This is a genomic window from Niveispirillum sp., assembly GCF_017996735.1.
In the GTDB taxonomy this organism is placed as follows: domain Bacteria; phylum Pseudomonadota; class Alphaproteobacteria; order Azospirillales; family Azospirillaceae; genus Niveispirillum.
On record NZ_JAGOGJ010000064.1, the window covers coordinates 16,367 to 38,473 of the forward strand.

Below are 22,107 nucleotides of genomic sequence, written 5' to 3' on the forward strand. Positions count from 1 at the left end.
ACAGGCATGACCACCTTGTCCGCTACCATCCAGGAAGTGTTCAACGAACCGGCCTGCGCCAAGAACGCGGCCAAGTCGGAGAAGGAACGCAAGAAGGGCTGCACCAAGCAGCTTCAACCTGGCGGGGCGGCGGGTGGCTGTGCCTTTGACGGGGCCAAGATCGCCCTGCAGCCCTTGACCGATGTCGCCCATCTTGTCCATGGACCCATCGCGTGCGAGGGCAATTCCTGGGACAATCGCGGGGCCAGATCGTCGGGTCCCAGCCTGTGGCGCACCGGCTTCACCACCGACATCAACGAGACGGACATCGTCTTTGGCGGGGAGAAGCGGCTTTACAAGGCCATCCGCGAGATCATCGAGAAATATGACCCGCCGGCCGTCTTCGTCTATCAGACCTGTATCCCGGCCATGACCGGCGACGACATCAACGCCGTTGCCAAGGCCGCGTCGGCGAAGTTCGGCAAGCCCGTCATCCCCATCAACGCCCCCGGCTTTGTCGGGCCGAAGAATTTGGGCAACAAGCTGGCTGGCGAGGCGCTGCTGGACCATGTGATCGGTACGGTCGAGCCTGAATACACTACGCCTTATGACATCAACATCATTGGCGAATATAACCTGTCCGGCGAGCTGTGGCAGGTGAAGCCGCTGCTGGATGCGCTGGGCATCCGCGTCCTGTCCTGCATTTCCGGCGACGGGCGCTACAGAGAAGTGGCGCAGTCGCATCGGGCGAAGGCGGCGATGATGGTCTGTTCCAAGGCCATGATCAATGTCGCCCGCAAGATGGAGGAACGCTACGGCATCCCCTTCTTTGAAGGTTCCTTCTACGGTATCGGCGATACCAGCGACAGCCTGCGCGAGATCGCGCGGCTGCTGGTGTCGCGCGGCGCGCCGGCCGAACTGCTGGACCGCACCGAGGCGCTGATCGCGCGTGAAGAGGCCAAGGCGTGGGCCAGCATCGCCCCCTTCAAGCCGCTGTTTGCCGGCAAGCGCGTGCTGCTGATCACCGGGGGTGTGAAATCCTGGTCGGTGGTGGCGGCGTTGCAGGAGGCGGGACTGGAGATCGCCGGCACCAGCGTCAAGAAATCCACCAAGGAAGACAAGGAACGCATCAAGGAACTGATGGGCGAAGACGCCCACATGATCGAGGACATGACCCCGCGCGAAATGTACCGCATGCTGAAGGACGCCAAGGCCGACATCATGCTGTCGGGCGGGCGGTCGCAGTTCGTGGCGCTGAAGGCGGCCATGCCCTGGCTGGACATCAACCAGGAACGCCACCACGCCTATATGGGCTATGTCGGCATGGTCGACCTGCTGCGGGAGATCGCCAAGACCCTGTTCAACCCTGTCTGGGAACAGGTGCGCCGGCCCGCCCCCTGGGATGACCCGGCCGACAACTGGCAGGCCCGCGCCCTGGCGGAAATCGTCGCCCCCCAATTGGCGGCGGAGTAGGGGCCATGGCCAAGGTCACCCATGTCAAGAAGGCCTGCACTGTCAACCCGCTGAAGATGAGCCAGCCCATCGGGGCGGCACTGGCCTTCATGGGCTTGCGCGGTGCCATGCCGCTGCTGCACGGATCGCAAGGCTGCACGTCGTTCGGGCTGGTGCTGTTCGTCCGCCATTTCAAGGAGGCCATCCCGCTGCAGACCACGGCCATGAGCGAAGTGGCCACGGTGCTGGGCGGTTATGAGAATGTCGAGCAGGCCATCCTCAACATCCACAAGCGCACCAAGCCGGAAATCATCGGCATCTGTTCAACCGGCGTCACCGAGACCAAGGGCGATGATGTCGAAGGCTATATCCACCTGGTCCGGGAGCGTCACCCGGAGCTGGCCGGCCTGCCGCTGGTCTATGTCTCCACGCCTGATTTCAAGGACGCGTTCCAGGATGGCTGGACCAAGGCGGTGACGCGCATGGTGGAAGGGCTGGTGCGGGTGCCGGAACCCGGTGCGGTGCGCGATGCTGGCCGCATCGCCGTGCTGCCGGGCTGTCACCTGACGCCGGGCGACCTGGAGGAACTGCGCACCATCATCGAGGATTTCGGCCTGCGGCCCAGCTTCCTGCCCGACCTGTCCGGATCGCTGGACGGCCATATCCCGGAGGATTTCACGCCCACCACCATCGGCGGCATCGGGGTGGATGAGGTGGCGAGCCTGGGCGAGGCCGCCTGGGCCGTGGCCATCGGGGAGCAGATGCGCCCGGCGGCGGAAGCGCTGCGCACGCGCGCAGGCGTGCCGTTCCGCCTGTTCCCGCGCCTGTGCGGGCTGGCGGCGATGGATGAATTCATCATGTTCCTGTCGGCCGCCAGCGGCCGGCCCGTGCCCGCGAAATACCGGCGTCAACGTGGCCAGTTGGTCGACGCCATGCTGGACGGGCATTTCCATATTGGCGGGCGCAAGCTGGCCATTGCCGCCGAACCCGACCTGCTGGCCGATGTCGCGGGCATGCTGCGCGAGATGGGGGCGGAAATCAGCGTGGCGGTGACCACGGCCCATTCCCCCATCCTGTCCGGGATCGACACGGAAGAGGTGCTGATCGGCGATCTGGAGGATCTGGAGCGGCTGGCCGGCGAACGCGGCTGCGACCTGCTGGTCACCCATTCCCATGGCCGCCAGGCGGCAGAGCGGCTGGGCATTCCCTTCTTCCGCGTCGGCATTCCCATGTTCGACCGGCTGGGGGCCGGACACCTGTTGACGGTCGGGTATCGCGGTGTCCGCGACCTGATCTTCGCCATCAGCAACCTCGTCATCGCCGATGCCGAGCAGAGCCATCAGCCCACGCCCGACAGCTGGCGGCTGACGGAAGAGGACGGCGCCACCGATGGCGCACAGCAGAAAGGGCAAGCCGCATGAAAGTCGCCTTCGCCACACAGGACCTGAAACGGGTGGATGCCCATTTCGGCTGGGCCCGCAACATCGCCATCTATGAGCTGGAACCCGAAGGCCACCGCTTTTTGCAGGCGGTGGAGTTCGCTGGCGACCTGCAGGAGGATGGCAACGAGGACAAGCTGGCGCCCAAGATCGAGGCGATCAAGGATTGCGCCATCCTTTATGTCGCCGCCATCGGCGGGTCGGGTGCCGCGCGCGTCGTGGCCAACAATATCCACCCGATGAAGGTCAACCAGCCCGAGCCGATCGATGATCTGCTGGAGAAACTGCGCGACGTGCTGAACGGCACGCCGCCGCCCTGGCTGCGCAAGGCCATGGGCAAGGGTGCCGCCCGGACACTGGATTTCGAGGATTGAGGATCGCCATGACGGACGTTTTAGAATTATCGCCTGACCAGGCAGCCGCGCAATCGCCCTTCATCCGGCAACTGGTGAAGATCTGGCGCGCCCAGGACAGCCATGGCACCTGGGACGGCAAGGCCGACCTGGACCTGCTGGAACCCTATATCATCGACAAGGCCAAGCGCCGTCTGCTGCCGATCATGGGCGATCCCGATCCGGAGACGATCTGGCGGCTGGAACTGTTCTTCAACGCCATCGCCCTGTCGATCGAGCTGGAAACCGGCGTGATGGTCTCGCCCATGCTGAAGATGAGCCATGAGGGCTTTGGCCGCATGGTGCTGATCGGCGGGCGGCTGATCGTGGTGAACAAGCAGTTGCGCGACGTTCACCGTTTCGGCTTCGACAGCCTGGCCAAGCTGGCCGAGGAAGGGACCAAATATGTCCAGCAGGGTGTGGAGATGATCGGGCGCTTCCCCGATGTCGCCCGCTACTGACCCGGTGCCGGAGGATTGGCCATGAGCGACATGGACACATTGAAGACCGAGATCAAGAAGCTGTCGGCCAAGGCCATGCAGGCCAAGATGGACCTGCATGACCTGTCGGAGGAACTGCCCGTCAACTGGGCCTCCATCCTGGAGGTGGCGCAGCGAACCTATGCCGCGTTTGCCGAACTGGAGGCCAAACGCGCCAGCCTGAAGGCCCTGGAAAGCGCTTGAGATACAGCAGAACCTGAAAGGAACCCCCGATGTCCGCCCCCTTCACCCGCGACGGCCGGTCCTGGCAGCCGGATTTCCTGATCGCCATCGACGCCAAGCGCTGCATCGGCTGCGGGCGCTGCTTCAAGGTCTGCGGCCGTGGCGTCATGGAGCTGAAGGGGCTGAACGAGGAGGGGGAACTGGTCGCGCTTGACGATGATGACGATGAGGAAATCGAGAAGAAGGTGATGGTGATGGCCGACGCCGGTGCCTGCATCGGCTGCCGGGCCTGCGCCCGTGTCTGCCCGGCCAATTGCCAGGTCCATTCACCCGTGGCGGCGTGAGGGGACGATGCGCGCAGGCGACGCCTATCCCTGGCTGATGGCGCGGACCTGCGACGGGGCCTGCGACCCGTTCGACCTGCATGTCGTCGCCTGCATCCTGTCGCGGGCCTGGGCGGAGGCCGTGGCCGATGGCGGCGGCCTGCCGGAGGGGCTGGGGCTGGATGGCGACGCCGCGGCCGGAATGATCAAGCGGCTGTTCCCCGATGCCTTTCCCGCCCTGGCGCCGCTGCTGCCGGGGCCGGCTGTGCTGGGCGATGATGAGATGGCGGTGCGCGACCTGCTGTGGATGTATGCCGACGGGGGCACCGCGTTGCAGCGCTGCCTGTCGGCGATGATCGCGCGGCGCTGCACCCGGCCCAACCATCTCTGGCAGGATCTGGGCCTGCGCAGCCGGGGGGAACTGTCGCAACTGATGATGCGGCATTTCGGCCTGCTGGCGGCGCGCAACAGCCAGGACATGAAATGGAAGAAATATCTCTACCGCACCATCTGCCGGGCAGACGGGTTCAGCCTGTGTACGGCCCCTGTCTGTACCGATTGTGAGGATTTCGACAATTGTTTCGGCGCGGAGGAGGGGGAGGCGGTGCTGGCCCATATCCGTTCCGACCGCCCGCGCGCCACCGCCTGACCACATCGCCATCCGCAAGGGAGGGTCCAACTCCATGACCCAGCCGCAGAACCCGCCGGACATCGCCTATGCGCTGTGCCGGCTTGACGACATTCCCAGCCGCAAGGCACGCGGCTTCCACCTGCTGCGGCTGGAGGCGGACGGGGGGACCCGGCCCTGGACCATCATTGTCGTGCGCTGGGGCCGGCAGGTGGTCGGCTATGTCAATCGCTGCCCCCATGACGGGGTGCATCTGGACTGGGAGCGCAACCAGTTCCTGGACCCCGACGGCACGCGGCTGATGTGCGGCAAGCATGGTGCCCTGTTCGATCTGGGCACCGGCGCCTGCGTCGATGGTCCCTGTCGGGGGCAATCCCTGACGCCGGTCGCGCTGACCGTGCTGGACGGCGATATCTGCGTCACCGGCGTGACGCTGGCCGAAGATGACGAACCGGAACTGGCCTGCGAGGCGGAAGGGGTGTGAGGGCGTTTTCCCCCGCACCCCGTCACCATCACACCGGCCGGTTCGCGTTGCGGTTCTTCACGGGTTCCATGCGCGCCACCCCTTCGGCGAAGCTGATGAAGGGATATGTGGCATCAAAGCGGGCGGCCACGTCCAGCACCACATCCAGCTTGCCGCCCGTATCCAGCTTCTTGATGTCGTTCTTGTCGATGCCCATCAGGTCCGTCATCTCCTTCCAGACGGTGGATTCATCGCAGGGCAGGATCATGTAGGTGATGTTGTCGATCACCACCCGGTAGCTGGCCAGCAGGTCGATATTGTTGCAGAAGATGAAGTAGCGACCGTCGGGCCGCAGCAGGCCGCCCAGCACCTCGGCCACCGTTTCCAGATAGGCGAAGGAATGGATGTAGCCGGCCAGCACGGGCAGGGTGGCCTCCCCCTCCTGCGCGGCGGTCAGGACCTGTTCCATCGAGAAATCCGGGGGGCGCTTCTCGTCGGCGATCTGCGGCTGGAACTTCAGGGCGATGTCGCCACGGAAGCCGAAACGGCCCGGATGGCTGGTCGGACCCTTCAGCACAGCGTTGAACAGGCGCCCGTCCTGGTCCAGGCGGGCAAGGGCGGTCTTGTCGATGGTGGTCATGGGCGCAACGCTCCTGTTTGACAGCAAGGGACAGCCCACGGGAAAGGGGCGTCATTCCCGCCCTTGCAAACCCTCTGCCGGTTTTGCAAGGGCGGGGGCATCGGCTGCCAACATGTGGATTTGTCAGCATTTGCGGGCCGGCCTGCGTTGGTTTCCCCCTGTCGGGTTTGCGACAGAAGCGCGACAAACACGACAGGGGTGAAGGGAAAGGACAAGGCTTTTCAACGAACTGTGTGGTGGCACGCCCTTTGCTGTGATGGAAGCCATCTTCCTCACAATGGCAACAGAGGGTTGTTCCCATGATCACCTTGACCCCGAGCGCCTTGAACGCCGTCCGCAGCGCCATCGCCGGCGCCGCCAACCCCGCCGGTGGCTTGCGCATCGCCGTCGATGCCGGTGGCTGTGCCGGCTACAAATACATGATGGGTCTGGCGGGCGAGGCCGCGCCGGAAGACAAGGTCATCGACCAGGATGGCGTGAAGGTCTTCGTCGACACCAACAGCCACGCGCTGCTGGAAGGCACCACCATCGATTTCGTCGTGGCCCTGGAAGGGTCCGGCTTCACCTTCGACAACCCGAACGCCAAGTCCAGCTGCGGCTGCGGCAAGTCGTTCGGCTGATCACCGTCATCCCTTCTGACAGGAGCCACCCCATGCTTGCTCCCGACATTGCGTTCAACACGGCCCCGCCGTCTGGCACAGAGACGGAAGATCCCCGCTTGCAGGTCGTCCGCGCCGCCATCGAAGAAATCCGCCCCGGCCTACGCCGGGATGGCGGCGACTGCGAATTGCTGGGCATGGAGGGCGACACCGTCAAGGTCCGGCTGACGGGCGCCTGTGTCATGTGCCGGCTGTCCAGCGCCACGCTGGACGGTATCCAGGCCCGCGTCGTCGAGCGCCTGGGCGCCTTCGTGCGGCTGGTCCCGGTAATGGGACGGGCACCCGGGGCGCACTGACCTTCCCGTACTGCCCCCGTCCCTGACAGAAAAGGGGAAGCACCATGCAGCCCGTCTATCTGGACAATAACGCCACGACACGCACGGACCCGGAAGTGGTCAGCACCATGCTGCCCTATTTCGACGTGCATTTCGGCAATGCCTCTTCCAGCCACAGGTTCGGATCGGCGGCGGCGGACGGGATGCGGCTGGCGCGGCGGCAGGTTCAGGCCCTGCTGGGGGCCGCGCAGGAGCAGGAGATCATTTTCACCTCCGGCGGGACGGAGGCGAACAACATGGCCCTGCTGTCGGCGCTGGAGACCCAGCCCGACCGGGACGAGATCGTTGTCACCGCCGTTGAACATCCGGCCATCCTGTCACTGGCCACGCATCTGGCGAAGACGCGCGGCGTGACCCTGCGGGTGGTGGAGGTGGATAGTCAGGGCCGGCTGGACCTTGATCAGTTCGACGAATATGTGGGCTCGCGCACGGCCCTGGTTTCGGTCATGTGGGCCAATAACGAGACGGGCACCCTGTTTCCCATCACCCGTCTGGCCGAGCGCGCCCATGCCTTCGGCGCGCTGTTCCACACCGATGCCGTCCAGGCCGCCGGCAGGGTACCCATCGATCTGAAATCGGTGCCGGTGGACATGCTGTCGCTGTCTTCCCACAAGCTGCATGGCCCCAAGGGGGTCGGCGCCCTTTATGTGCGCAAGGGTGTCGCGGTGCGCCCCTTGCTGCGCGGCGGACGGCAGGAGCGGGGACGCCGGGCGGGGACGGAGAATGTGCCCGGCATTGTCGGGCTTGGTGCCGCCGCCGCCCTGGCAACCCGGTATCTGGAGGTCGAACAGGGCTGGGTCGGCGCGCTGCGCGACCAGCTGGAACAGGGACTGATGCAGCGCATCGGCCAGGCCCGCGTGCTGGGCGATGTTCAGCACCGGCTGCCCAATACAAGCTGCATCGCCTTTGATTATGTGGATGGTGACGCGCTGCTGCTGCTGCTGGACCGGGTCGGCATCGCCGTTTCCTCCGGCGCGGCCTGTGCGTCGGGCGCCATGGAACCGTCGCATGTGCTGCGCGCCATGCGGGTTCCCGCCAGTGCGGCGCGTGGCGCCCTTCGCTTCTCACTGTCGCGTGACACAACGACCCCGGATATCCACCGGGTGCTGGAGGAATTGCCCCCGATCGTCGCCCGTCTGCGCGCGAGTTCGCCCTTGTGGCGTGACCACGCGCCCGTCCCCGCATGAGAAGAGGCATGGAATGCTGAACGCCCCCATCATCATCAATGACAGCACGCTGCGCGATGGCGAGCAGGCGCCCGGCGTGGCCTTCACGGCGGCGGAAAAGCTGGCCATCGCGCTGAAGCTGGAAGCCGCCGGCGTGGACGAGATCGAGGCCGGCATTCCCGCCATGGGCGACGCGGAGATCGAGGCCATGGCGGCGGTGGGCGCCACCCTGACCCGTTCGGCGGCCATCGCCTGGTGCCGGATGACGGAGGCCGATGTCGACGCGGCCCTGCGCACGGGCCTGAAGCGGGTGAACCTGTCGGTGCCCGTTTCCGACCTGCAGATCCGGGTGAAGTTCAACGGCACACGGCAGGACATCATCACCCGCATCCGTCGTATCGTCGCCTATGCCCGTGATCGCGGGCTGGAGGTTGCGGTGGGCGGCGAGGACAGCAGCCGCGCCGACATGGATTTCCTGCTGCGCGTCATCGCGGCGGCGGAGGAGGCGGGCGCCCACCGGTTCCGCTTCGCCGATACGGTGGGCATCCTGGACCCGTTCCGTACCCATGAGATTTTCCGCCAGCTTTGCGCGGAGACCGATCTGGAGCTGGAATTCCATGGCCATGACGATCTTGGCCTGGCCACCGCCAATACCCTGGCCGCCGTGCGCGGCGGGGCCAGCCATGCCAGCGTCTGCGTGCTGGGCCTGGGCGAGCGGGCCGGCAATGCCGCACTGGAAGAGATCGTGGCCGCCCTGGGTCCCATCGCCGGCCGGCGGTCGGGCGTGGATCTGAAGCAATTGACTGATCTCGCCGAACTGGTGGCGGCGGCCGCCGGCCGGCCGATCCCGGCGGCCAAATCCATCGTCGGCCCCTCTGTCTTCGCCCATGAATCCGGCATCCATGTTTCCGGCCTGCTGCGGGACCCGGAAACCTATGAGGCGCTGAATCCGGCCTGGTTCGGGCGGGTGCGGTCCATCGTGCTGGGCAAGCATTCCGGCATGGCCGCGATCATCAATGCGCTGAACGCCCTGGGCGTGTCCCCGGAAGAGAGCCGGGCCCGGCTGGTGCTGGAACAGGTGCGCAACAGCGCCATCGTCTGGAAACGCCCCGTCAGCAACGGGCAACTGCTGGATTTCTATCAGGCGGTCGGCGATTGAGCCAAGGGAGGGCGCCATGGCGGGAAAGGATCGCCCACCCGGCCTGCTGGCCATGGTGCGGGAGGATATCGGCTGTGTGAAGGCGCGCGACCCCGCCGCCCGCAATATGGCCGAGATCATCCTGACCTATCCCGGCCTGCATGCCGTCATCCATCATCGCCTGGCCCATCGGCTGTGGTGCCGGGGCCTGCGCTTTCCGGCGCGGTTCCTGTCCTGGTTCGCGCGGCTGGTGACCAATGTCGACATCCATCCCGGTGCGCGTATCGGGCGGCGCTTCTTCATCGACCATGGCGCCGGCGTCGTGGTGGGGGAAACGGCGGAGATCGGCGACGATGTCACGCTGTATCACGGGGTGACGCTGGGCGGGACCAGCTGGTCGCCGGGCAAGCGCCATCCCACCATCTGCGACGGGGTCCTGATCGGTGCCGGCGCCAAGATCCTGGGGCCCATCCATGTCGGTGCGGCATCCCGCGTCGGGGCCAATTCGGTGGTGGTGGAGGATGTGCCGCCCGACATGACCGTGGTGGGCATCCCCGGCCGCATCGTGCGCGATCCGCGCTGCCGCAAGCCGGTGGCGGGGCGTATCGACCTGGAACATCACCTGATCCCCGATCCGGTCGGGGAGGCGCTGACCCTGATGCTGGACCGCATCACCTTTCTGGAAACGCGGCTGGCCCATATGCAGGGCCGGACCCCGTCGCCGCCGTCCCCGGTCGGGGCCGGCGGCAATGATTTTCGTGCCAAACACAAGCAGGGGACCGGCCATGGGCATCCTTGATGAACTATCCCGCCTTTCCTCGGCGGAAGATTTCTTTGTGCATCTTGACGTGCCTTACGATCCCGCCGTGGTGCGTGTCGCCCGGCTGCACATCATGCGGCGCATGGGCCAGTATCTGCGCGGTTCGGATGTCGATGGCGAATTGCTGACGGGGGAAGAGGCCGACCTGCGGGCCCTGTGCCGGTCACATCTGGAACAGGCTTACCAGGATTTCGTCGCCTCCAGCCCCATCGCGGAACGGCTGTTCAAGGTGCATCGCGACGCCGTGGCACCCAAGGCGCCCGAGGCAAAGCCCTTTGTCCCGCTGGCGGCACTGGGCGAGGTGAAGGTGCCCTGACGCATCGCCGACACAGACCCGACAGACCTGTCGGGTCTGCGACAAAGCCCGTCTGGCCCCTTTGACGGGTGATGAATGGAAAATCAGGGGGTTAGGTCCAAACCAAGGGTTGGCACGCCGCTTGCCTTTGGGATGTAAGGACATCAGCGGCAAGGGATGGGAGACTTGAAGATGCATATCGTGGTCTGCCTCAAACAGGTTCCCGACAGCGCCCAGATCCGGGTTCACCCCGTGACCAACACGATCATGCGCCAGGGCGTGCCCACCATCATCAATCCCTATGACCTGTTCGCGCTGGAAGAGGCCTTGCGCCTGCGCGACCGGATGGGCGGGGAGGTGACGGTGCTGACCATGGGGCCGCCCATGGCGGAGGACGCGCTGCGCAAGGCGCTGACCTTCGGTGCCGACCGGGCCGTGCTGCTGACCGACCGATCCTTTGCCGGGTCGGACACGCTGGCCACCAGCTATGCGCTGTCCATGGCCCTGGCGAAGATCGGTGAGGTATTCGGGCCGACGCCCATCATCTTCACCGGCAAGCAGACCATCGATGGCGATACGGCCCAGGTCGGCCCCGGCATCGCCAAGCGCCTGGGCCTGAACCAGCTGACCTATGTCGCCCGTATCTGTGACCTGGATGCGCAAGCGGGGACCATCAGCGTGGAACGCCGGGCGGAAGGCGGGGTCCAGGTACTGGAAACCCGGATGCCGGTGCTGATCACCATGCTGGAGGGCACGAACGAGATGCGCCGCGGCACGCTGGACGATGCCTATCGGGCCGCGCGGTCGCAGATCGTGAAATGGAGTGCCGCCGATGCCGGCATCACCGAACTGGCCAAATGCGGCCTGAAAGGGTCGCCCACCATCGTGAAGAAGGTGTTCGCCCCCCAGGCCCGTGCCGAGAAGGTGCAGCAGATCCCCACCAGCGACCTGTCCACCGATGCGCTTGCGGCCAGTGTCATGGCCGCGATCTTCCAGAAGCAGCCGGCGCTTGAGGGCGATCTGCTGCGCTTCGCCGCCGGGCAGTGACCGGGCGGCCAGAGAGGAACCAGACCATGAGTGACGTACCGAAGGCCGATGCCCCCAAGCCCGCCGCCGGCCGGGCCGGCACCAAGCGCGAACTGCCCGAGCATTTCAAGGCCTACCGCCATGTCTGGGTGGTGATCGAATGTGAGCATGGCATCGTCCACCCGGTGTCGCTGGAACTGCTGGGCGAGGGCCGGAAGCTGGCCGACAAGCGCGGGGTGGAACTGGCCGGCGTGGTGCTGGCGGGGGACCCGCTGACGGCGGCACAGGTGGCTGCCGCCGCCTTTGAACATGGTGCCGACCTGGCCTATGTCGTCACCGACCCGATCCTGGCCCATTACCGCAACGAGTCCTATACGCGGGCCATGACCGATCTGGTCAACACCTACAAGCCGGAAATCCTGCTGCTGGGGGCCACCAATCTGGGCCGCGACCTGGCGGGATCGGTGGCCACCACGCTGCTGACCGGATTGACGGCGGATTGTACGGAGCTGGCCATCGATGATGAAGGATCGCTGGCGGCGACGCGGCCGACCTTCGGCGGCTCCCTGCTCTGCACCATCATGACGCTGAATTACCGGCCGCAGATGGCGACGGTGCGGCCGCGCGTGATGTCGCTGCCGGAACGCACGCCCGGTCGCTGGGGCCGCATTGTCGAACATCCCCTGAACCTGACCGAAGCCGACATCATCACCAAGGTCCTGCGCTTCGTGGCCGACCGGGAGAGCGACAAGGCACAGCTGGCCTATGCCGACATCGTCGTGGCCGGCGGGCTGGGCCTGCGCTCGGCGGAGAATTTCCAGCTGGTGCGGTCGCTGGCCGAAGTGCTGGGGGCCGAATATGGCGGGTCCCGGCCGCTGGTGCAGAAGGGCTGGATCAGTGCCGACCGGCAGATCGGCCAGACGGGCAAGACCATCCGGCCCAAGCTCTATATCGCCGCCGGCATCTCCGGCGCCATCCAGCACCGGGTGGGGGTGGAAGGGGCGGACACCATCGTCGCCATCAATACCGATCCCAAGGCCCCCATTTTCGAATTCGCCCATCTGGGCGTGGTGGCGGATGCCATCGAGCTGCTGCCGGCCCTGACCCGGGCCTTCAGGGCGCATCTGTCGGTCAACCGCCTTGCCGGCTGAAGGAGGCTTCCCATGATCGAGGAACGGTTTGATGCCATCGTCGTCGGCGCCGGCCCGTCGGGCAATGCCGCCGCCTATACGATGGCCAAGGAAGGGCTGAAGGTCCTGCAACTGGAGCGCGGGGAATATCCCGGCTCCAAGAATGTGCAGGGCGCCATTCTCTATGCCGACGCGCTGGAGAAGATCATTCCGGACTTCCGGGAGGATGCGCCCCTGGAACGCCATGTCATCGAACAGCGGCTGTGGACCATGGATAATGGTTCCCATGTCGGCATGCATTACCGTTCCGACGATTTCAACGAGGAACGCCCCAACCGCTACACCATCATCCGCGCCCAGTTCGATCGCTGGTTCAGCGGCAAGGTGCGGGAGGCGGGGGCCGTGCTGCTGTGCGAGACGACGGTGACCGAGCTGCTGCGCGACACAGCCGGCCGCGTCATCGGCGTGCGCACCGATCGCGGGGGCGGCACGGCCTTCGCCGATATCGTGATCCTGGGCGAGGGAGTTAATGGACTGGTGGGGCAGCGCGCCGGCCTGCGCCCGGAACTGAAGCCCGACACCGTGGCGCTGGCCGTGAAGGAAATGCATTTCCTGCCGCGCGAAACCATCGAGGCGCGCTTCAACCTGAAGGGCAATGAAGGCGTGGTGATCGAGGCCATGGGCACCATCACCGATGGGATGACCGGAACGGGCTTCCTCTATACCAACCAGGAATCCATCTCCATCGGCATCGGCTGCATCGTCTCGGACTTCACCGAGAGCAACCGCACGCCCTATGGATTGCTGGAAGCCTTCAAGCGCCATCCGTCGGTGCAGCCGCTGCTGGAGGGATCGGAATGCAAGGAATATGTCGCCCACCTGATCCCGGAGGGCGGCTATAACGCCATGCCGCAGCTCTATGGTGACGGCTGGATCGTGGTCGGCGATGCCGGCCAGTTCGTCAATGCCGTGCATCGCGAAGGCTCCAACCTGGCCATGACCACCGGGCGGATTGCCGCCGAGACGGTGGTCTGGCTGAAGCGCCGGCGCGAGGCACTGAGCAAGGCCAACCTGTCCGAATATCAGCGGCGCCTGGAAGAGACCTTTGTGATGAAGGACATGAAAAAGTACCGGAAGATCCCGGACTTTCTTCATCACAACAAGCATTTCTTCAACCTGTATCCCAAGCTGCTGAGCGGTGCCGCCCAGACCTGGTTCCGGGTCGATGGCGTCGACAAGCGCACCAAGGAAAAACAGATTTTCCAGTCGTTCCGCGCTGGCCGGAAGCTTTCCGGCCTGATCGGCGATGCCTTCAAACTGGCGAGGTCATGGCGATGATGAATATCTCAGAAGCGGGCGGCACCGCCCCGGTCAAAGTCGAGGAACGGCTGTTCCAGAACCGCTACATGGTGGATGCGGGCCGGCCCCATATCCGCATCCGGCCGCATGAAACACCGTCCAAGGCGCTGCTGGCCATGACGCGGCTGTGCCCGGCCGGCTGCTACAGCGTGAATGACCGGGGGCAGGTGGAGGCCGTGGTGGATGGCTGCGTCGAATGCGGCACCTGCCGCGTCGTCACGGCCCAGACCGGGGAACTGGAATGGAACTATCCCCGTGGCGGCTTCGGCGTGCTGTTCAAGTTCGGCTGATGACGATGGCGGGTCCTTCCGGCGGCGACCCCTGGGCGGTTTCCGACGCGGCGATCCGAGCGGGTCGACCATCTGGCCAGGCGCTTGCTGCGGCGCAGTGATGGCCGCCCCCTGCTGGCCGCTGCCGGTGGCATCAATGCCGGCAATGCGGGTGCATATGCGAAGGCGGGGGCCGACATCATCGTGACCTCGGCCCCGTACAATGCGGCGCCAACGGATATTCAGGTGGCCCTGGATGTATTGTGAATCAACTGCTTATATCCAGATAATTCGCTCGGCGAATATTGAGTCTCTTTTGGATGGCCTTTATGAATCCGCTTGCGAGTTCCTTTTGCACCTGCGAAACTGTTTGACGGATGCTCGGTTTGATGGGCGTCGTCGCCATCGCAAAGCATCCATATCGGTAGGCCTCGAGACACGAAAGGATTCGTGCGATGCCTATGGTTAGTTCTGCTTCGCACACCCCCTCCGTTTCTTCGCCGGCCGCGGTCGGCGCGGATCGGCAACGGGGTTCCGGCTTCTCGTCCCGCGCGGAGATCGCGCTGCACGGGGTGTATGAGATATCCAAGATCCTGGCGGTTCCCAACCGTCTGGAAACGACGCTGTCTAATGTGCTGGCGCTGCTGTCCAGTTTCCTGGAGATGCACCATGGCATCATCGCGCTTTTGAGCGAGGATGGGTCGCCGCAGATGGTGGTGGGGCTGGGCTGGACGGAAAAGAACGCAAAGATCTATTTCGACCGGCTGCCGGAACGGGCGATCGGTCAGATCGTCACCACCAAGATGCCGGTGGTGGTGGGCAATGTCGCGGATAATCCACTGTTCGACGATTGGTCGGCGGCCGAATGGGGGGAAGCGTCGCGCGTTTCCTTCATCGGGGTGCCCATCAAGGATCGGGAGCGCGTTGTCGGCACCCTGACCCTGGACCGTACCTGGGACGCGCAGTCGACCTTCCGGCTGGACGAGGATGTCCGGTTCCTGGTGATGATCGCCAATCTGGTGGGGCAGACGGTTCGGCTGCATGAACTGATCGCCCGCGACCGCGAACGGTTGATGAGCGCGCAGCGGCTGCTGGCCAAGGAACTGTCGGAAACCATGCGGCCCGAACGCGATCCCGGCCCCGCGGGCATTGTCGGTGACAGTCAGGCGATCCGGTCGGTCATCGACAAGATCAAGATCGTGGCCCGCAGCAATTCAACCGTGCTGCTGCGCGGCGAGTCCGGCACGGGCAAGGAACTGTTCGCCCGTGCGACCCATGACCTGTCGTCACGTCGTTCCGAACCCTTCATCAAGCTGAACTGCGCCGCCCTGCCGGAAAGCATGCTGGAGTCCGAGCTGTTCGGGCATGAGAAGGGCGCCTTTACCGGTGCCCTGGCGCAGCGCAAGGGACGGTTCGAACTGGCCCATGGCGGCACCCTGTTCCTGGATGAGATCGGGGAGATTTCCGCGTCATTCCAGGCGAAGCTGCTGCGCGTGCTGCAGGAAGGTGAATTCGAGCGGGTCGGCGGCACGCGGACCCTGAAGGTCGATGTGAGACTGGTCTGCGCCACCAACCGCAACCTGGAAGAGGCGGTTGCCCGTGGCGAGTTCCGGGCCGATCTCTATTACCGGATCAATGTCGTTTCGATCTTTCTGCCGGCCCTGCGTGACCGGCGCCAGGACATCATGCCCCTGGCAGGCGAGTTCCTGCGCCGGTTCAACGACGAGCATGGCACAGCCAAGACGCTCAGCGGATCGGCACGCGCCGTGCTGGAAAGCTGCTTCTTCCCCGGCAATGTGCGCGAACTGGAGAATTGTGTGCGGCGGACCGCGACCCTGTCGCGGGCGGCCGGCATCAATGCCGATGATTTCGCCTGCCGTCATGATGAATGCCTGTCCGCGACATTGTGGCAGGGGGCGATCAGCGCCAGCAGCGCCATGAAGATCATTCCCCGCCCGGCGGCACCCATGCCGCCGCCGCCGCTGCCGCCCGTTGCCGACGGGAACGAGATTCCGGAAGGAAGTTCCGGCGGGGCGGGGGCGTGCCCGCAGGCCGCCACCTGTTCGGCGGCCCAGGGTGACCGGATGTCGGAGCGGGAGCGCCTGCTGCAGGCCATGGAGATGGCCGGCTGGGTCCAGGCCAAGGCCGCCCGGCTGCTGAACCTGACCCCGCGTCAGGTCGGCTATGCCCTGGTCAAGCATAATATCCAGGTCAAGAAGTTCTGAGGGCGATCCCGCGCATCCGGTCCGGGGAAATGGAGAGACAGATGAAGCTGAGCGCACGGAATGTCATCGCCGGAAGGGTCGTCGCCGTCACCAAGGGCGTGACGACGGCCAATGTGAAGATCGAGATTGGCAATGGCTGCGTGATCACCTCTTCCATCACCAACGAAGCGGTGGCGGAACTAGACCTCAAGGTCGGTGATGCCGTTTCCGCGATCGTCAAATCGTCCGACGTGATCATCGGCAAGGATTGATCACGAACGCATCCTGTTCCAGTCCGCGCGACGGCTGGTTTCCTGCCACCAGTCCGCGACCACATGCTGTTCGCACAACAGGGTTGTGCCGTACCCGCCGGTAAAGTCGCACCAGGCGTCGTAGAAGCGCCACGGCACACCGGTCAGCACCGGCAGCCCGGCCGCCACCGCCATGGCCAGTTCGCCGCGCAGGCCGCGTCCCTCCGCTTCCGTCTTGCCGAATTTATTGATGACGACCAGTTCCACCTTCTGCGCGATGGCGTGCTGAACAGCCAGGGCCGCATCGGCCAGGCCGCCCGTGTCCAGATGGCAGGAGACGGCACCCGGCCCCAGATTCTGGCAGATGGGAATGACCTGACCCGTGCCCAGGTCCACGACTTCCATCAGCTTCACCGGCCCGCATGTGCCCTTGCGGTTGCGCTGTACGACACCGCCGACGCGCCGGCCCTGTTCCAGCAGCCCCGTCGCGAAACCCGCCAGCAGGCTGTCGACGTCATCTTCCGGTCGGTAGATGACGGCCGCCAGGTTCATCAGGTTCTCGGTATAGACGAAACCGTCCGGCATGCTGCCCTCCTGTTGATGAAAGATCGACCGGCACGGCCGCCGGATCAAGCCGAAGCTTGCAGTCTCCATGCCAGACCGCTTTGCCAGCCCCCGGGCCGTAACGGCCCTTCATCCAGGGTCGGGGATGCGACAGGCTTGTCGGCTTCCCGACGTTCAGGCGTGGCTTCGCGTCGTCATCACGGCGGGAAACGGCCGGCTTTTGCGGTGTGCGACCCTGGCACGGCCTTTGCTTTTCCCCTGCTGGCCAGGACCATCAGCGGAAGGACCGCCCTTATGAAAGTCATGATCCGCCGTTCGCCTGAAACCGGCCTGTCCATCTATGTCCCCAAGAAGGACCTGGAGGAACCGGTGGTGGAGACGGAGCACGAAACCCTGTGGGGAGGCTGGATCCGCATTGCCAATGGCTGGGTACTGGATCTGCCGGAGATGGCCGCCGACACGCGGCTGCCGGTGACGGTCAATGCCCGCAAGCGCGGCGAGGAGGATTGACATGGCCCTGCTGGACCTATCCCCGGAGCAGATGCTGCGCCGGCCCGCCGAGGCGGAGGCGCTGCTGACCGACCTTGCCCGGCAATTGGCGGAAGGCGGCCTTGTGCCCTATCTGGGGCCGGGCCTTCTGGACCTGGCCGCCGTGCCGTCGACGCCGGAAGAACTGGCCGCGTTCTTCGCGGCCAAGGTGGCGCTGCCGCGCCGGGCCAAGGGCAATGCCTGGGCATCGGCCCAGCATATCGAGAGCACGCGGCACCGCTCGACGCTTTCCAGCCTGATGGCGGAAGCCTTCGCCCCGCCGGTGGCGCCGACAGACCTGCATCTTCATCTGGGCGGGCTGCCGCTGCCCCTGATCGTCGACAGCTGGTACGATGGCGCGATGCGCGCGGCACTGTCGGCACGGCACCCCGCCGCTGACTGGGGGGAGGTGCAGGGCATCACCCGGGCCGGCATCGGCGAGGACCGCTGGTACCGTTTCTATGATGCTGCCGGCGCGGAAGGGGCGCGCGACCAGGCCGACGCCTGGACGACCTTGCTGTATAAGCCCCATGGCGGGGTGTCGCCCGCCCGTAATTTCCTGATCTCGGACGCCGATTATGTCGAAGTCCTGACAGAGATCGACATCCAGACCCCCATTCCCGAGACGGTCAGACAGCGGCGGCGGTCGCGTGGCTTCCTCTATATCGGTTGTCGTTTCCACGACCAGCTGCTGCGCACCTATGCGCGCCAGATTTCCAAACGGTCGGGCGAACAGCATTTCGCCCTGGTGGAACCGGCACTGCTGACCCGCAACGAGACGCGGTTCCTGGCCGAGCAGGGGATCACACCCATCGCCCTGCCGCTGACGCGCGCCGTGGAAATCCTGTGCGCTGCGACATGACCTGTCGCAAAGACCACAGGCCTGTCGTCAATGTGACGATGAAGACAAGAGCTAATATACTGTAATTAAATAATAAATTCTCCTTATGCCTTTGGCCCGCCCTTTGCTTTTGGGTCAGCAGGCGTCCTTCCATGGACAAAAGCGCTTCACCCCCCAATCGGCCTGCCGGCCCTGCCAGCGGCCTAATGCTAAGGAGCGGACATGCACGCATCGACACAGCAGGGTGGCGGTACCGGCCATCTGGTGAATATCGACGCCGTGATGCAGCAGGTGGCCGAACATAAGGGCTGCGGCACCACGGGCGGCAGCGGCAAGGCCAGTTGCGGATCATCTGCCGGCCAGAACGACCTGCCGCCGGAGATCTGGGAGAAGGTGAAGAACCATCCCTGCTACAGCGAGGAGGCGCATCACCATTATGCCCGCATGCATGTGGCCGTGGCGCCCGCCTGCAACATCCAGTGCAATTACTGCAACCGCAAATATGATTGCGCCAATGAATCCCGCCCCGGCGTGGTCAGCGAACGGCTGACTCCGGAACAGGCGGCCCGGAAGGTGCTGGCCGTTGCCTCCACCATTCCGCAGATGACGGTGCTGGGCATCGCCGGCCCCGGCGACCCGCTGGCCAACCCGGCCAAGACCTTCAAGACCTTCGAACTGATCGCGCAGACAGCACCCGACATCAAGCTGTGTCTGTCCACCAACGGGCTGGCCCTGCCGGATTATGTCGACGAGATCGCGCGTTACAATATCGACCATGTCACCATCACCATCAACATGGTGGACCCGGAAATCGGGGCCAAGATCTATCCCTGGGTCTTCTGGGAACATAAGCGCTACACGGGCGTGGAGGCGGCACGGCTGCTGACGGAACGTCAGTTGCGCGGGTTGGAGATGCTGACCGAGCGGGGCATCCTGTGCAAGGTCAACTCCGTGATGATCCCCGGCGTCAATGACCAGCATCTGGTGGAGGTCAACCGGGCCGTGAAGTCGCGCGGCGCCTTCCTGCACAACATCATGCCCCTGATCTCGGCGCCCGAACATGGCACCGTCTTCGGCCTGACCGGCCAGCGCGGGCCGACGGCGCAGGAGTTGAAGGCCCTGCAGGATGCCTGCGAGGGCGAGATGAACATGATGCGCCATTGCCGGCAGTGCCGCGCCGACGCGGTCGGCCTGCTGGGCGAGGATCGCAGTGCCGAGTTCACCACCGAGAAGATCATGGAGATGGAGGTCAACTATGACCTGGAGGGCCGCAAGGCCTATCAGGCCCTGGTTGAGGAGGAACGGGTGGCCAAGGTGGCGGCCAAGGTCGAGGAACTGGCCGGACTGGACGGGGCCGACGCCGACATCTCCCTGCTGGTGGCCGTGGCGACCAAGGGTTCCGGCCTGATCAACGAGCATTTCGGCCATGCCAAGGAATTCCAGGTCTACGAGCTGTCGGCCAAGGGCGCCAAGTTCGTCGGTCACCGACGTGTCGATCTCTATTGCCAGGGCGGCTATGGCGACGAGGACAGTCTGGCCACGGTGATCCGCGCCATCAATGACTGCCACGCCGTGTTCGTGGCCAAGATCGGCGGCTGCCCCAAGGCGGACCTGACGGCGGCCGGCATCGAGCCGGTGGAACAGTACGCCCACGAGTTCATCGAGAAATCGGCGATCGCCTGGTTCAAGAACTACCTGGCCAAGGTGGCATCGGGTGCCGTCACCCATGCCCCGCGCGGCGATGCCGCCATCCGCCAGGGCGCCCTGATCGTCGCCGCCTGACCATTCCAGCTGCCGGGCGCTGTCCGGTTTCAACGGGAGTAATCGACCATGGCCTTCAAGATCGTCGCCTCGCAATGCACGAGCTGCTCCGCGTGTGAGGCGGAATGCCCGAATGTCGCGATTTCGGAAAAGGGGGGCACCTTCGTCATCAATCCGAAGAAATGCACCGAATGCATCGGCTATTTCGACGTGCCGCAATGCGTGGCCGTCTGTCCGGTGGATAATACCTGTGTCATCGACAATGCCTATCCGCGCTATCAGGCCGCACGCTGAGGGGGACGCGGAGATGAACTTTACCCTGACCCCCGCGGCCAGCCGCTTCATCCGCCTGATGCTGCGCAGCGATGGCGGGCCCACCAGTGGCTTCCGACTGCTGTTGAGCCCCGGCGGCTGTTCCGGCCTGTCGGCCGATATCAGCGTCAAGGCCGACCCGGAACCGGGCGACGCCATTGTCGAACGCGACGGTGTCCGCCTGTTCCTGCCGGCACAGAGCCGGCTGCTGCTGGACGGTGTCACCATCGATTTCGCGGACAATGCCGCCCAGACCGGTTTGGTCTTCCGCGAAGCGCGCACCGTTTCCTGCGGCACCGTGGCCCCGGTCGATCTGGTTCAATTGCAATAGCGATGGGGAAGGGACGATGTCGAGCCGCCAGGCAGCCTCCGTGATGGCCGAAGCGCCCCAACTGGCCGACGCCCTGCTGGGCGGGGGTCTGCCATCGGCAGCCTTTCACCATCTCTGTGCGGCTGGCGCGTCGTATCACCAGGATGCGGTTGCGGAGCGACATCTTTCCCTGGCGCAGGCGGCGGCTCCCGGTCACGCCGCCGTGCTGATCGCCTATTACCGGTATTATTTCTACAAGGGGCGTCTGGCAGAGGCGCTGCACATCGCCCGGCTCTGCCTGGCCAAGGCCGCCGCGGATAACGGTCTGCCGCCGGACTGGCGGCAGGTCGCCGCGGGCGACGCCGCCTTCGGCCATTATGACGCGCTGCTGCCGCGCTTCTTCCTCTTTGTGCTGAAGGGCTACGCCTATCTCCAGATGCGGCTGGGCAATCTGGAGGAGGGGGAGGCGGCGGTGCGCAAGCTGCTGGAACTGGACCCCGGTGACAAGATCGGGGCCAGGGTCCTGCTGGCTGTCATCCAGCGCCGGGGGGAGGCCGACGATGACTGAGATCGACGAGGCCATCGACTGGCAGGGGCGTGCCGTTTCCTGCGGCGGCTGCGACCATGCGGCGTTGCAGGCCCTGGGGAGATGCCGCCTGCTGCATGCCTGTGTGCGGGACCGCTATGCCCGCCGCATCGACCGCTTCTTCACCTGGAACCAGGGGCTGGCATCGACCTATCTGAACCATCCGCATTTCGAGGTGCGGGCGATTGCCGCCAAATTCGCCGATATCTTCCTGCTGCCGCCGCTTCTGGATGACCCGGACGAGACCGTGCGCTGGAACGCCGTGCGGCGACTGCCGAAACGCTATGCCCTGCGCCTCCGGGACTGGGCCGGGGAGCACGGCGTGGCCCTTCCCTTCGTGCCGCCCCATTGCGAACAGCCGTTCCAGGCCGAACCGTGGTTTCAGAAGACAGCTCATGGCGGTCAGGCTCATCCGTATAACAGGCCATATACATTTCAAGGGCACATCAATGAATTCGCGGCAATCCTGGCAACATGCGACGTTCCATTGGATGCCCAGTTCGGGACGCCGCAGGGGCCGATTGCGATGGGAGACTTGATCAAGAACGCACAGATGACTGCCAACGACAAAGAAG

30 protein-coding genes are annotated in these 22,107 nt (G+C 65.1%); 28 read left to right on the forward strand and 2 right to left on the reverse strand.

Going from position 1 to position 22,107, the window contains the following annotated elements; all coding sequences use genetic code 11:
• Nucleotides 1-6: 6 nt before the first annotated feature.
• From nifE to KBA48_RS19035, 8 genes are read left to right on the forward strand one after another with little or no spacing between them, the layout of a single operon-like run.
• Entirely contained in the window at nt 7-1,452 is a 1,446-nt protein-coding gene (gene nifE / locus KBA48_RS19000) for a nitrogenase iron-molybdenum cofactor biosynthesis protein NifE (protein ID WP_292909244.1), read from the forward strand.
• 5 nt (nt 1,453-1,457) lie between these two features.
• Nucleotides 1,458-2,852 carry a nitrogenase iron-molybdenum cofactor biosynthesis protein NifN gene (gene nifN / locus KBA48_RS19005; RefSeq protein ID WP_292909246.1) on the forward strand — a complete coding sequence of 465 codons (1,395 nt, stop codon included), beginning with the start codon at nt 1,458-1,460 and terminating at the stop codon, nt 2,850-2,852.
• The gene (gene nifX, locus KBA48_RS19010; protein ID WP_292909248.1) at nt 2,849-3,244 is read left to right on the forward strand and encodes a nitrogen fixation protein NifX; all 396 of its coding nucleotides are present in this window, start codon (nt 2,849-2,851) and stop codon (nt 3,242-3,244) included. Before nifN ends, nifX begins: the two co-directional genes overlap by 4 nt.
• Before the next feature lie 8 nt (nt 3,245-3,252).
• Complete coding sequence (locus KBA48_RS19015) at nt 3,253-3,723, forward strand: NifX-associated nitrogen fixation protein (RefSeq protein ID WP_292909250.1); 471 nt, start codon at nt 3,253-3,255, stop codon at nt 3,721-3,723.
• 21 nt (nt 3,724-3,744) lie between these two features.
• Complete coding sequence (locus tag KBA48_RS19020) at nt 3,745-3,945, forward strand: CCE_0567 family metalloprotein (protein WP_292909252.1); 201 nt, start codon at nt 3,745-3,747, stop codon at nt 3,943-3,945.
• A 29-nt stretch (nt 3,946-3,974) separates the two neighbouring features.
• A complete protein-coding gene (gene fdxB, locus KBA48_RS19025; RefSeq protein ID WP_292909254.1) occupies nt 3,975-4,268 on the forward strand; it encodes a ferredoxin III, nif-specific in 294 nt (97 codons plus the stop codon).
• Nucleotides 4,269-4,275: 7 nt separating this feature from the next.
• Entirely contained in the window at nt 4,276-4,896 is a 621-nt protein-coding gene (locus KBA48_RS19030) for a nitrogen fixation protein NifQ (protein WP_292909256.1), read from the forward strand.
• 34 nt (nt 4,897-4,930) lie between these two features.
• Nucleotides 4,931-5,359, forward strand: a complete 429-nt coding sequence (locus KBA48_RS19035) for a Rieske 2Fe-2S domain-containing protein (RefSeq protein ID WP_292909258.1) — start codon at nt 4,931-4,933, stop codon at nt 5,357-5,359.
• Between the two features lie 28 nt (nt 5,360-5,387).
• On the opposite strand, the gene KBA48_RS19040 is transcribed toward KBA48_RS19035, so the two are convergent.
• Nucleotides 5,388-5,978 carry a hypothetical protein gene (locus KBA48_RS19040; protein WP_292909260.1) on the reverse strand — a complete coding sequence of 197 codons (591 nt, stop codon included), beginning with the start codon at nt 5,976-5,978 and terminating at the stop codon, nt 5,388-5,390.
• A 299-nt stretch (nt 5,979-6,277) separates the two neighbouring features.
• Between KBA48_RS19040 and KBA48_RS19045 the strand changes: the two genes are divergently transcribed.
• The 13 genes from KBA48_RS19045 to KBA48_RS19105 all read left to right on the forward strand — a co-directional run bounded on the left by KBA48_RS19045 (nt 6,278) and on the right by KBA48_RS19105 (nt 16,651).
• On the forward strand, nt 6,278-6,598 hold the full coding sequence (locus KBA48_RS19045) for an iron-sulfur cluster assembly accessory protein (protein ID WP_292909262.1): 321 nt from the start codon (nt 6,278-6,280) through the stop codon (nt 6,596-6,598).
• 32 nt (nt 6,599-6,630) lie between these two features.
• Nucleotides 6,631-6,933: a NifU family protein gene (locus tag KBA48_RS19050; RefSeq protein WP_292909264.1), complete on the forward strand. Its 303-nt coding sequence runs from the start codon at nt 6,631-6,633 to the stop codon at nt 6,931-6,933.
• Nucleotides 6,934-6,977: 44 nt separating this feature from the next.
• Nucleotides 6,978-8,159, forward strand: coding sequence for a cysteine desulfurase NifS (gene nifS / locus KBA48_RS19055; RefSeq protein WP_292909266.1), 1,182 nt, complete (start codon nt 6,978-6,980; stop codon nt 8,157-8,159).
• 13 nt (nt 8,160-8,172) lie between these two features.
• Nucleotides 8,173-9,297, forward strand: a complete 1,125-nt coding sequence (gene nifV, locus KBA48_RS19060; protein ID WP_292909268.1) for a homocitrate synthase — start codon at nt 8,173-8,175, stop codon at nt 9,295-9,297.
• A 16-nt stretch (nt 9,298-9,313) separates the two neighbouring features.
• Complete coding sequence (gene cysE, locus KBA48_RS19065) at nt 9,314-10,075, forward strand: serine O-acetyltransferase (RefSeq protein ID WP_292909270.1); 762 nt, start codon at nt 9,314-9,316, stop codon at nt 10,073-10,075.
• Nucleotides 10,062-10,412 (forward strand): nitrogenase stabilizing/protective protein NifW, encoded by a 351-nt coding sequence (gene nifW / locus KBA48_RS19070; RefSeq protein ID WP_292909272.1) that lies wholly within the window; start codon nt 10,062-10,064, stop codon nt 10,410-10,412. The genes cysE and nifW overlap by 14 nt, the downstream gene beginning before the upstream one ends.
• A gap of 171 nt (nt 10,413-10,583) precedes the next feature.
• On the forward strand, nt 10,584-11,438 hold the full coding sequence (locus KBA48_RS19075; RefSeq protein WP_292909300.1) for an electron transfer flavoprotein subunit beta/FixA family protein: 855 nt from the start codon (nt 10,584-10,586) through the stop codon (nt 11,436-11,438).
• Nucleotides 11,439-11,464: 26 nt separating this feature from the next.
• Nucleotides 11,465-12,568, forward strand: coding sequence for an electron transfer flavoprotein subunit alpha/FixB family protein (locus KBA48_RS19080; RefSeq protein ID WP_292909274.1), 1,104 nt, complete (start codon nt 11,465-11,467; stop codon nt 12,566-12,568).
• Nucleotides 12,569-12,580: 12 nt separating this feature from the next.
• A complete protein-coding gene (locus KBA48_RS19085; protein WP_292909276.1) occupies nt 12,581-13,885 on the forward strand; it encodes an FAD-dependent oxidoreductase in 1,305 nt (434 codons plus the stop codon).
• A complete protein-coding gene (locus KBA48_RS19090; protein ID WP_292909302.1) occupies nt 13,885-14,196 on the forward strand; it encodes a ferredoxin family protein in 312 nt (103 codons plus the stop codon). Before KBA48_RS19085 ends, KBA48_RS19090 begins: the two co-directional genes overlap by 1 nt.
• A gap of 84 nt (nt 14,197-14,280) precedes the next feature.
• On the forward strand, nt 14,281-14,442 hold the full coding sequence (locus KBA48_RS19095; RefSeq protein WP_292909278.1) for a hypothetical protein: 162 nt from the start codon (nt 14,281-14,283) through the stop codon (nt 14,440-14,442).
• A gap of 188 nt (nt 14,443-14,630) precedes the next feature.
• Nucleotides 14,631-16,400, forward strand: coding sequence for a nif-specific transcriptional activator NifA (nifA, locus tag KBA48_RS19100; RefSeq protein WP_292909280.1), 1,770 nt, complete (start codon nt 14,631-14,633; stop codon nt 16,398-16,400).
• A gap of 41 nt (nt 16,401-16,441) precedes the next feature.
• Nucleotides 16,442-16,651 carry a molybdopterin-binding protein gene (locus KBA48_RS19105; RefSeq protein ID WP_292909282.1) on the forward strand — a complete coding sequence of 70 codons (210 nt, stop codon included), beginning with the start codon at nt 16,442-16,444 and terminating at the stop codon, nt 16,649-16,651.
• Here the strand turns inward: KBA48_RS19105 and KBA48_RS19110 are convergent, their stop codons facing one another.
• A complete protein-coding gene (locus tag KBA48_RS19110; RefSeq protein ID WP_292909284.1) occupies nt 16,652-17,215 on the reverse strand; it encodes a DUF2478 domain-containing protein in 564 nt (187 codons plus the stop codon).
• A 273-nt stretch (nt 17,216-17,488) separates the two neighbouring features.
• Here KBA48_RS19110 and nifT point away from each other — a divergent pair, with 273 nt between their 5' ends.
• From nifT to KBA48_RS19145, 7 genes are all read left to right on the forward strand, one after another.
• Complete coding sequence (gene nifT, locus KBA48_RS19115) at nt 17,489-17,704, forward strand: putative nitrogen fixation protein NifT (protein WP_029011754.1); 216 nt, start codon at nt 17,489-17,491, stop codon at nt 17,702-17,704.
• A 1-nt stretch (nt 17,705) separates the two neighbouring features.
• Nucleotides 17,706-18,584, forward strand: coding sequence for an SIR2 family protein (locus KBA48_RS19120; protein ID WP_292909292.1), 879 nt, complete (start codon nt 17,706-17,708; stop codon nt 18,582-18,584).
• Nucleotides 18,585-18,845: 261 nt separating this feature from the next.
• Nucleotides 18,846-20,345 (forward strand): nitrogenase cofactor biosynthesis protein NifB, encoded by a 1,500-nt coding sequence (gene nifB / locus KBA48_RS19125; RefSeq protein WP_292909304.1) that lies wholly within the window; start codon nt 18,846-18,848, stop codon nt 20,343-20,345.
• A 48-nt stretch (nt 20,346-20,393) separates the two neighbouring features.
• On the forward strand, nt 20,394-20,618 hold the full coding sequence (locus tag KBA48_RS19130) for a 4Fe-4S binding protein (RefSeq protein ID WP_292909293.1): 225 nt from the start codon (nt 20,394-20,396) through the stop codon (nt 20,616-20,618).
• 13 nt (nt 20,619-20,631) lie between these two features.
• Nucleotides 20,632-20,967 carry an iron-sulfur cluster biosynthesis family protein gene (locus KBA48_RS19135; RefSeq protein WP_292909294.1) on the forward strand — a complete coding sequence of 112 codons (336 nt, stop codon included), beginning with the start codon at nt 20,632-20,634 and terminating at the stop codon, nt 20,965-20,967.
• Nucleotides 20,968-20,983: 16 nt separating this feature from the next.
• The gene (locus tag KBA48_RS19140) at nt 20,984-21,514 is read left to right on the forward strand and encodes a hypothetical protein (protein WP_292909296.1); all 531 of its coding nucleotides are present in this window, start codon (nt 20,984-20,986) and stop codon (nt 21,512-21,514) included.
• On the forward strand, nt 21,507-22,107 hold a 601-nt coding region (locus KBA48_RS19145), incomplete at its 3' end, for a 4Fe4S-binding leucine-rich repeat protein (RefSeq protein ID WP_292909298.1). The genes KBA48_RS19140 and KBA48_RS19145, both read left to right, overlap by 8 nt.

Bases quoted from the DNA above. Each gene is read 5' to 3' on its own strand.
- KBA48_RS19015 (WP_292909250.1), top strand. From the start codon at position 3,253: ATGACGGACGTTTTAGAATTATCGCCTGACCAGGCAGCCGCGCAATCG.
- cysE (WP_292909270.1), top strand. From the start codon at position 9,314: ATGGCGGGAAAGGATCGCCCACCCGGCCTGCTGGCCATGGTGCGGGAG.
- KBA48_RS19050 (WP_292909264.1), top strand. From the start codon at position 6,631: ATGCTTGCTCCCGACATTGCGTTCAACACGGCCCCGCCGTCTGGCACA.
- KBA48_RS19035 (WP_292909258.1), top strand. From the start codon at position 4,931: ATGACCCAGCCGCAGAACCCGCCGGACATCGCCTATGCGCTGTGCCGG.
- KBA48_RS19130 (WP_292909293.1), top strand. From the start codon at position 20,394: ATGGCCTTCAAGATCGTCGCCTCGCAATGCACGAGCTGCTCCGCGTGT.
- KBA48_RS19110 (WP_292909284.1), bottom strand. From the start codon at position 17,215: ATGCCGGACGGTTTCGTCTATACCGAGAACCTGATGAACCTGGCGGCC.
- KBA48_RS19040 (WP_292909260.1), bottom strand. From the start codon at position 5,978: ATGACCACCATCGACAAGACCGCCCTTGCCCGCCTGGACCAGGACGGG.
- nifW (WP_292909272.1), top strand. From the start codon at position 10,062: ATGGGCATCCTTGATGAACTATCCCGCCTTTCCTCGGCGGAAGATTTC.
- KBA48_RS19045 (WP_292909262.1), top strand. From the start codon at position 6,278: ATGATCACCTTGACCCCGAGCGCCTTGAACGCCGTCCGCAGCGCCATC.
- KBA48_RS19135 (WP_292909294.1), top strand. From the start codon at position 20,632: ATGAACTTTACCCTGACCCCCGCGGCCAGCCGCTTCATCCGCCTGATG.
- nifN (WP_292909246.1), top strand. From the start codon at position 1,458: ATGGCCAAGGTCACCCATGTCAAGAAGGCCTGCACTGTCAACCCGCTG.
- KBA48_RS19120 (WP_292909292.1), top strand. From the start codon at position 17,706: ATGGCCCTGCTGGACCTATCCCCGGAGCAGATGCTGCGCCGGCCCGCC.
- KBA48_RS19105 (WP_292909282.1), top strand. From the start codon at position 16,442: ATGAAGCTGAGCGCACGGAATGTCATCGCCGGAAGGGTCGTCGCCGTC.
- KBA48_RS19080 (WP_292909274.1), top strand. From the start codon at position 11,465: ATGAGTGACGTACCGAAGGCCGATGCCCCCAAGCCCGCCGCCGGCCGG.
- nifT (WP_029011754.1), top strand. From the start codon at position 17,489: ATGAAAGTCATGATCCGCCGTTCGCCTGAAACCGGCCTGTCCATCTAT.
- nifB (WP_292909304.1), top strand. From the start codon at position 18,846: ATGCAGCAGGTGGCCGAACATAAGGGCTGCGGCACCACGGGCGGCAGC.
- nifX (WP_292909248.1), top strand. From the start codon at position 2,849: ATGAAAGTCGCCTTCGCCACACAGGACCTGAAACGGGTGGATGCCCAT.
- nifV (WP_292909268.1), top strand. From the start codon at position 8,173: ATGCTGAACGCCCCCATCATCATCAATGACAGCACGCTGCGCGATGGC.
- fdxB (WP_292909254.1), top strand. From the start codon at position 3,975: ATGTCCGCCCCCTTCACCCGCGACGGCCGGTCCTGGCAGCCGGATTTC.
- KBA48_RS19030 (WP_292909256.1), top strand. From the start codon at position 4,276: ATGCGCGCAGGCGACGCCTATCCCTGGCTGATGGCGCGGACCTGCGAC.
- KBA48_RS19090 (WP_292909302.1), top strand. From the start codon at position 13,885: ATGAATATCTCAGAAGCGGGCGGCACCGCCCCGGTCAAAGTCGAGGAA.
- nifS (WP_292909266.1), top strand. From the start codon at position 6,978: ATGCAGCCCGTCTATCTGGACAATAACGCCACGACACGCACGGACCCG.
- KBA48_RS19140 (WP_292909296.1), top strand. From the start codon at position 20,984: ATGTCGAGCCGCCAGGCAGCCTCCGTGATGGCCGAAGCGCCCCAACTG.
- KBA48_RS19085 (WP_292909276.1), top strand. From the start codon at position 12,581: ATGATCGAGGAACGGTTTGATGCCATCGTCGTCGGCGCCGGCCCGTCG.
- nifA (WP_292909280.1), top strand. From the start codon at position 14,631: ATGCCTATGGTTAGTTCTGCTTCGCACACCCCCTCCGTTTCTTCGCCG.
- nifE (WP_292909244.1), top strand. From the start codon at position 7: ATGACCACCTTGTCCGCTACCATCCAGGAAGTGTTCAACGAACCGGCC.
- KBA48_RS19075 (WP_292909300.1), top strand. From the start codon at position 10,584: ATGCATATCGTGGTCTGCCTCAAACAGGTTCCCGACAGCGCCCAGATC.
- KBA48_RS19020 (WP_292909252.1), top strand. From the start codon at position 3,745: ATGAGCGACATGGACACATTGAAGACCGAGATCAAGAAGCTGTCGGCC.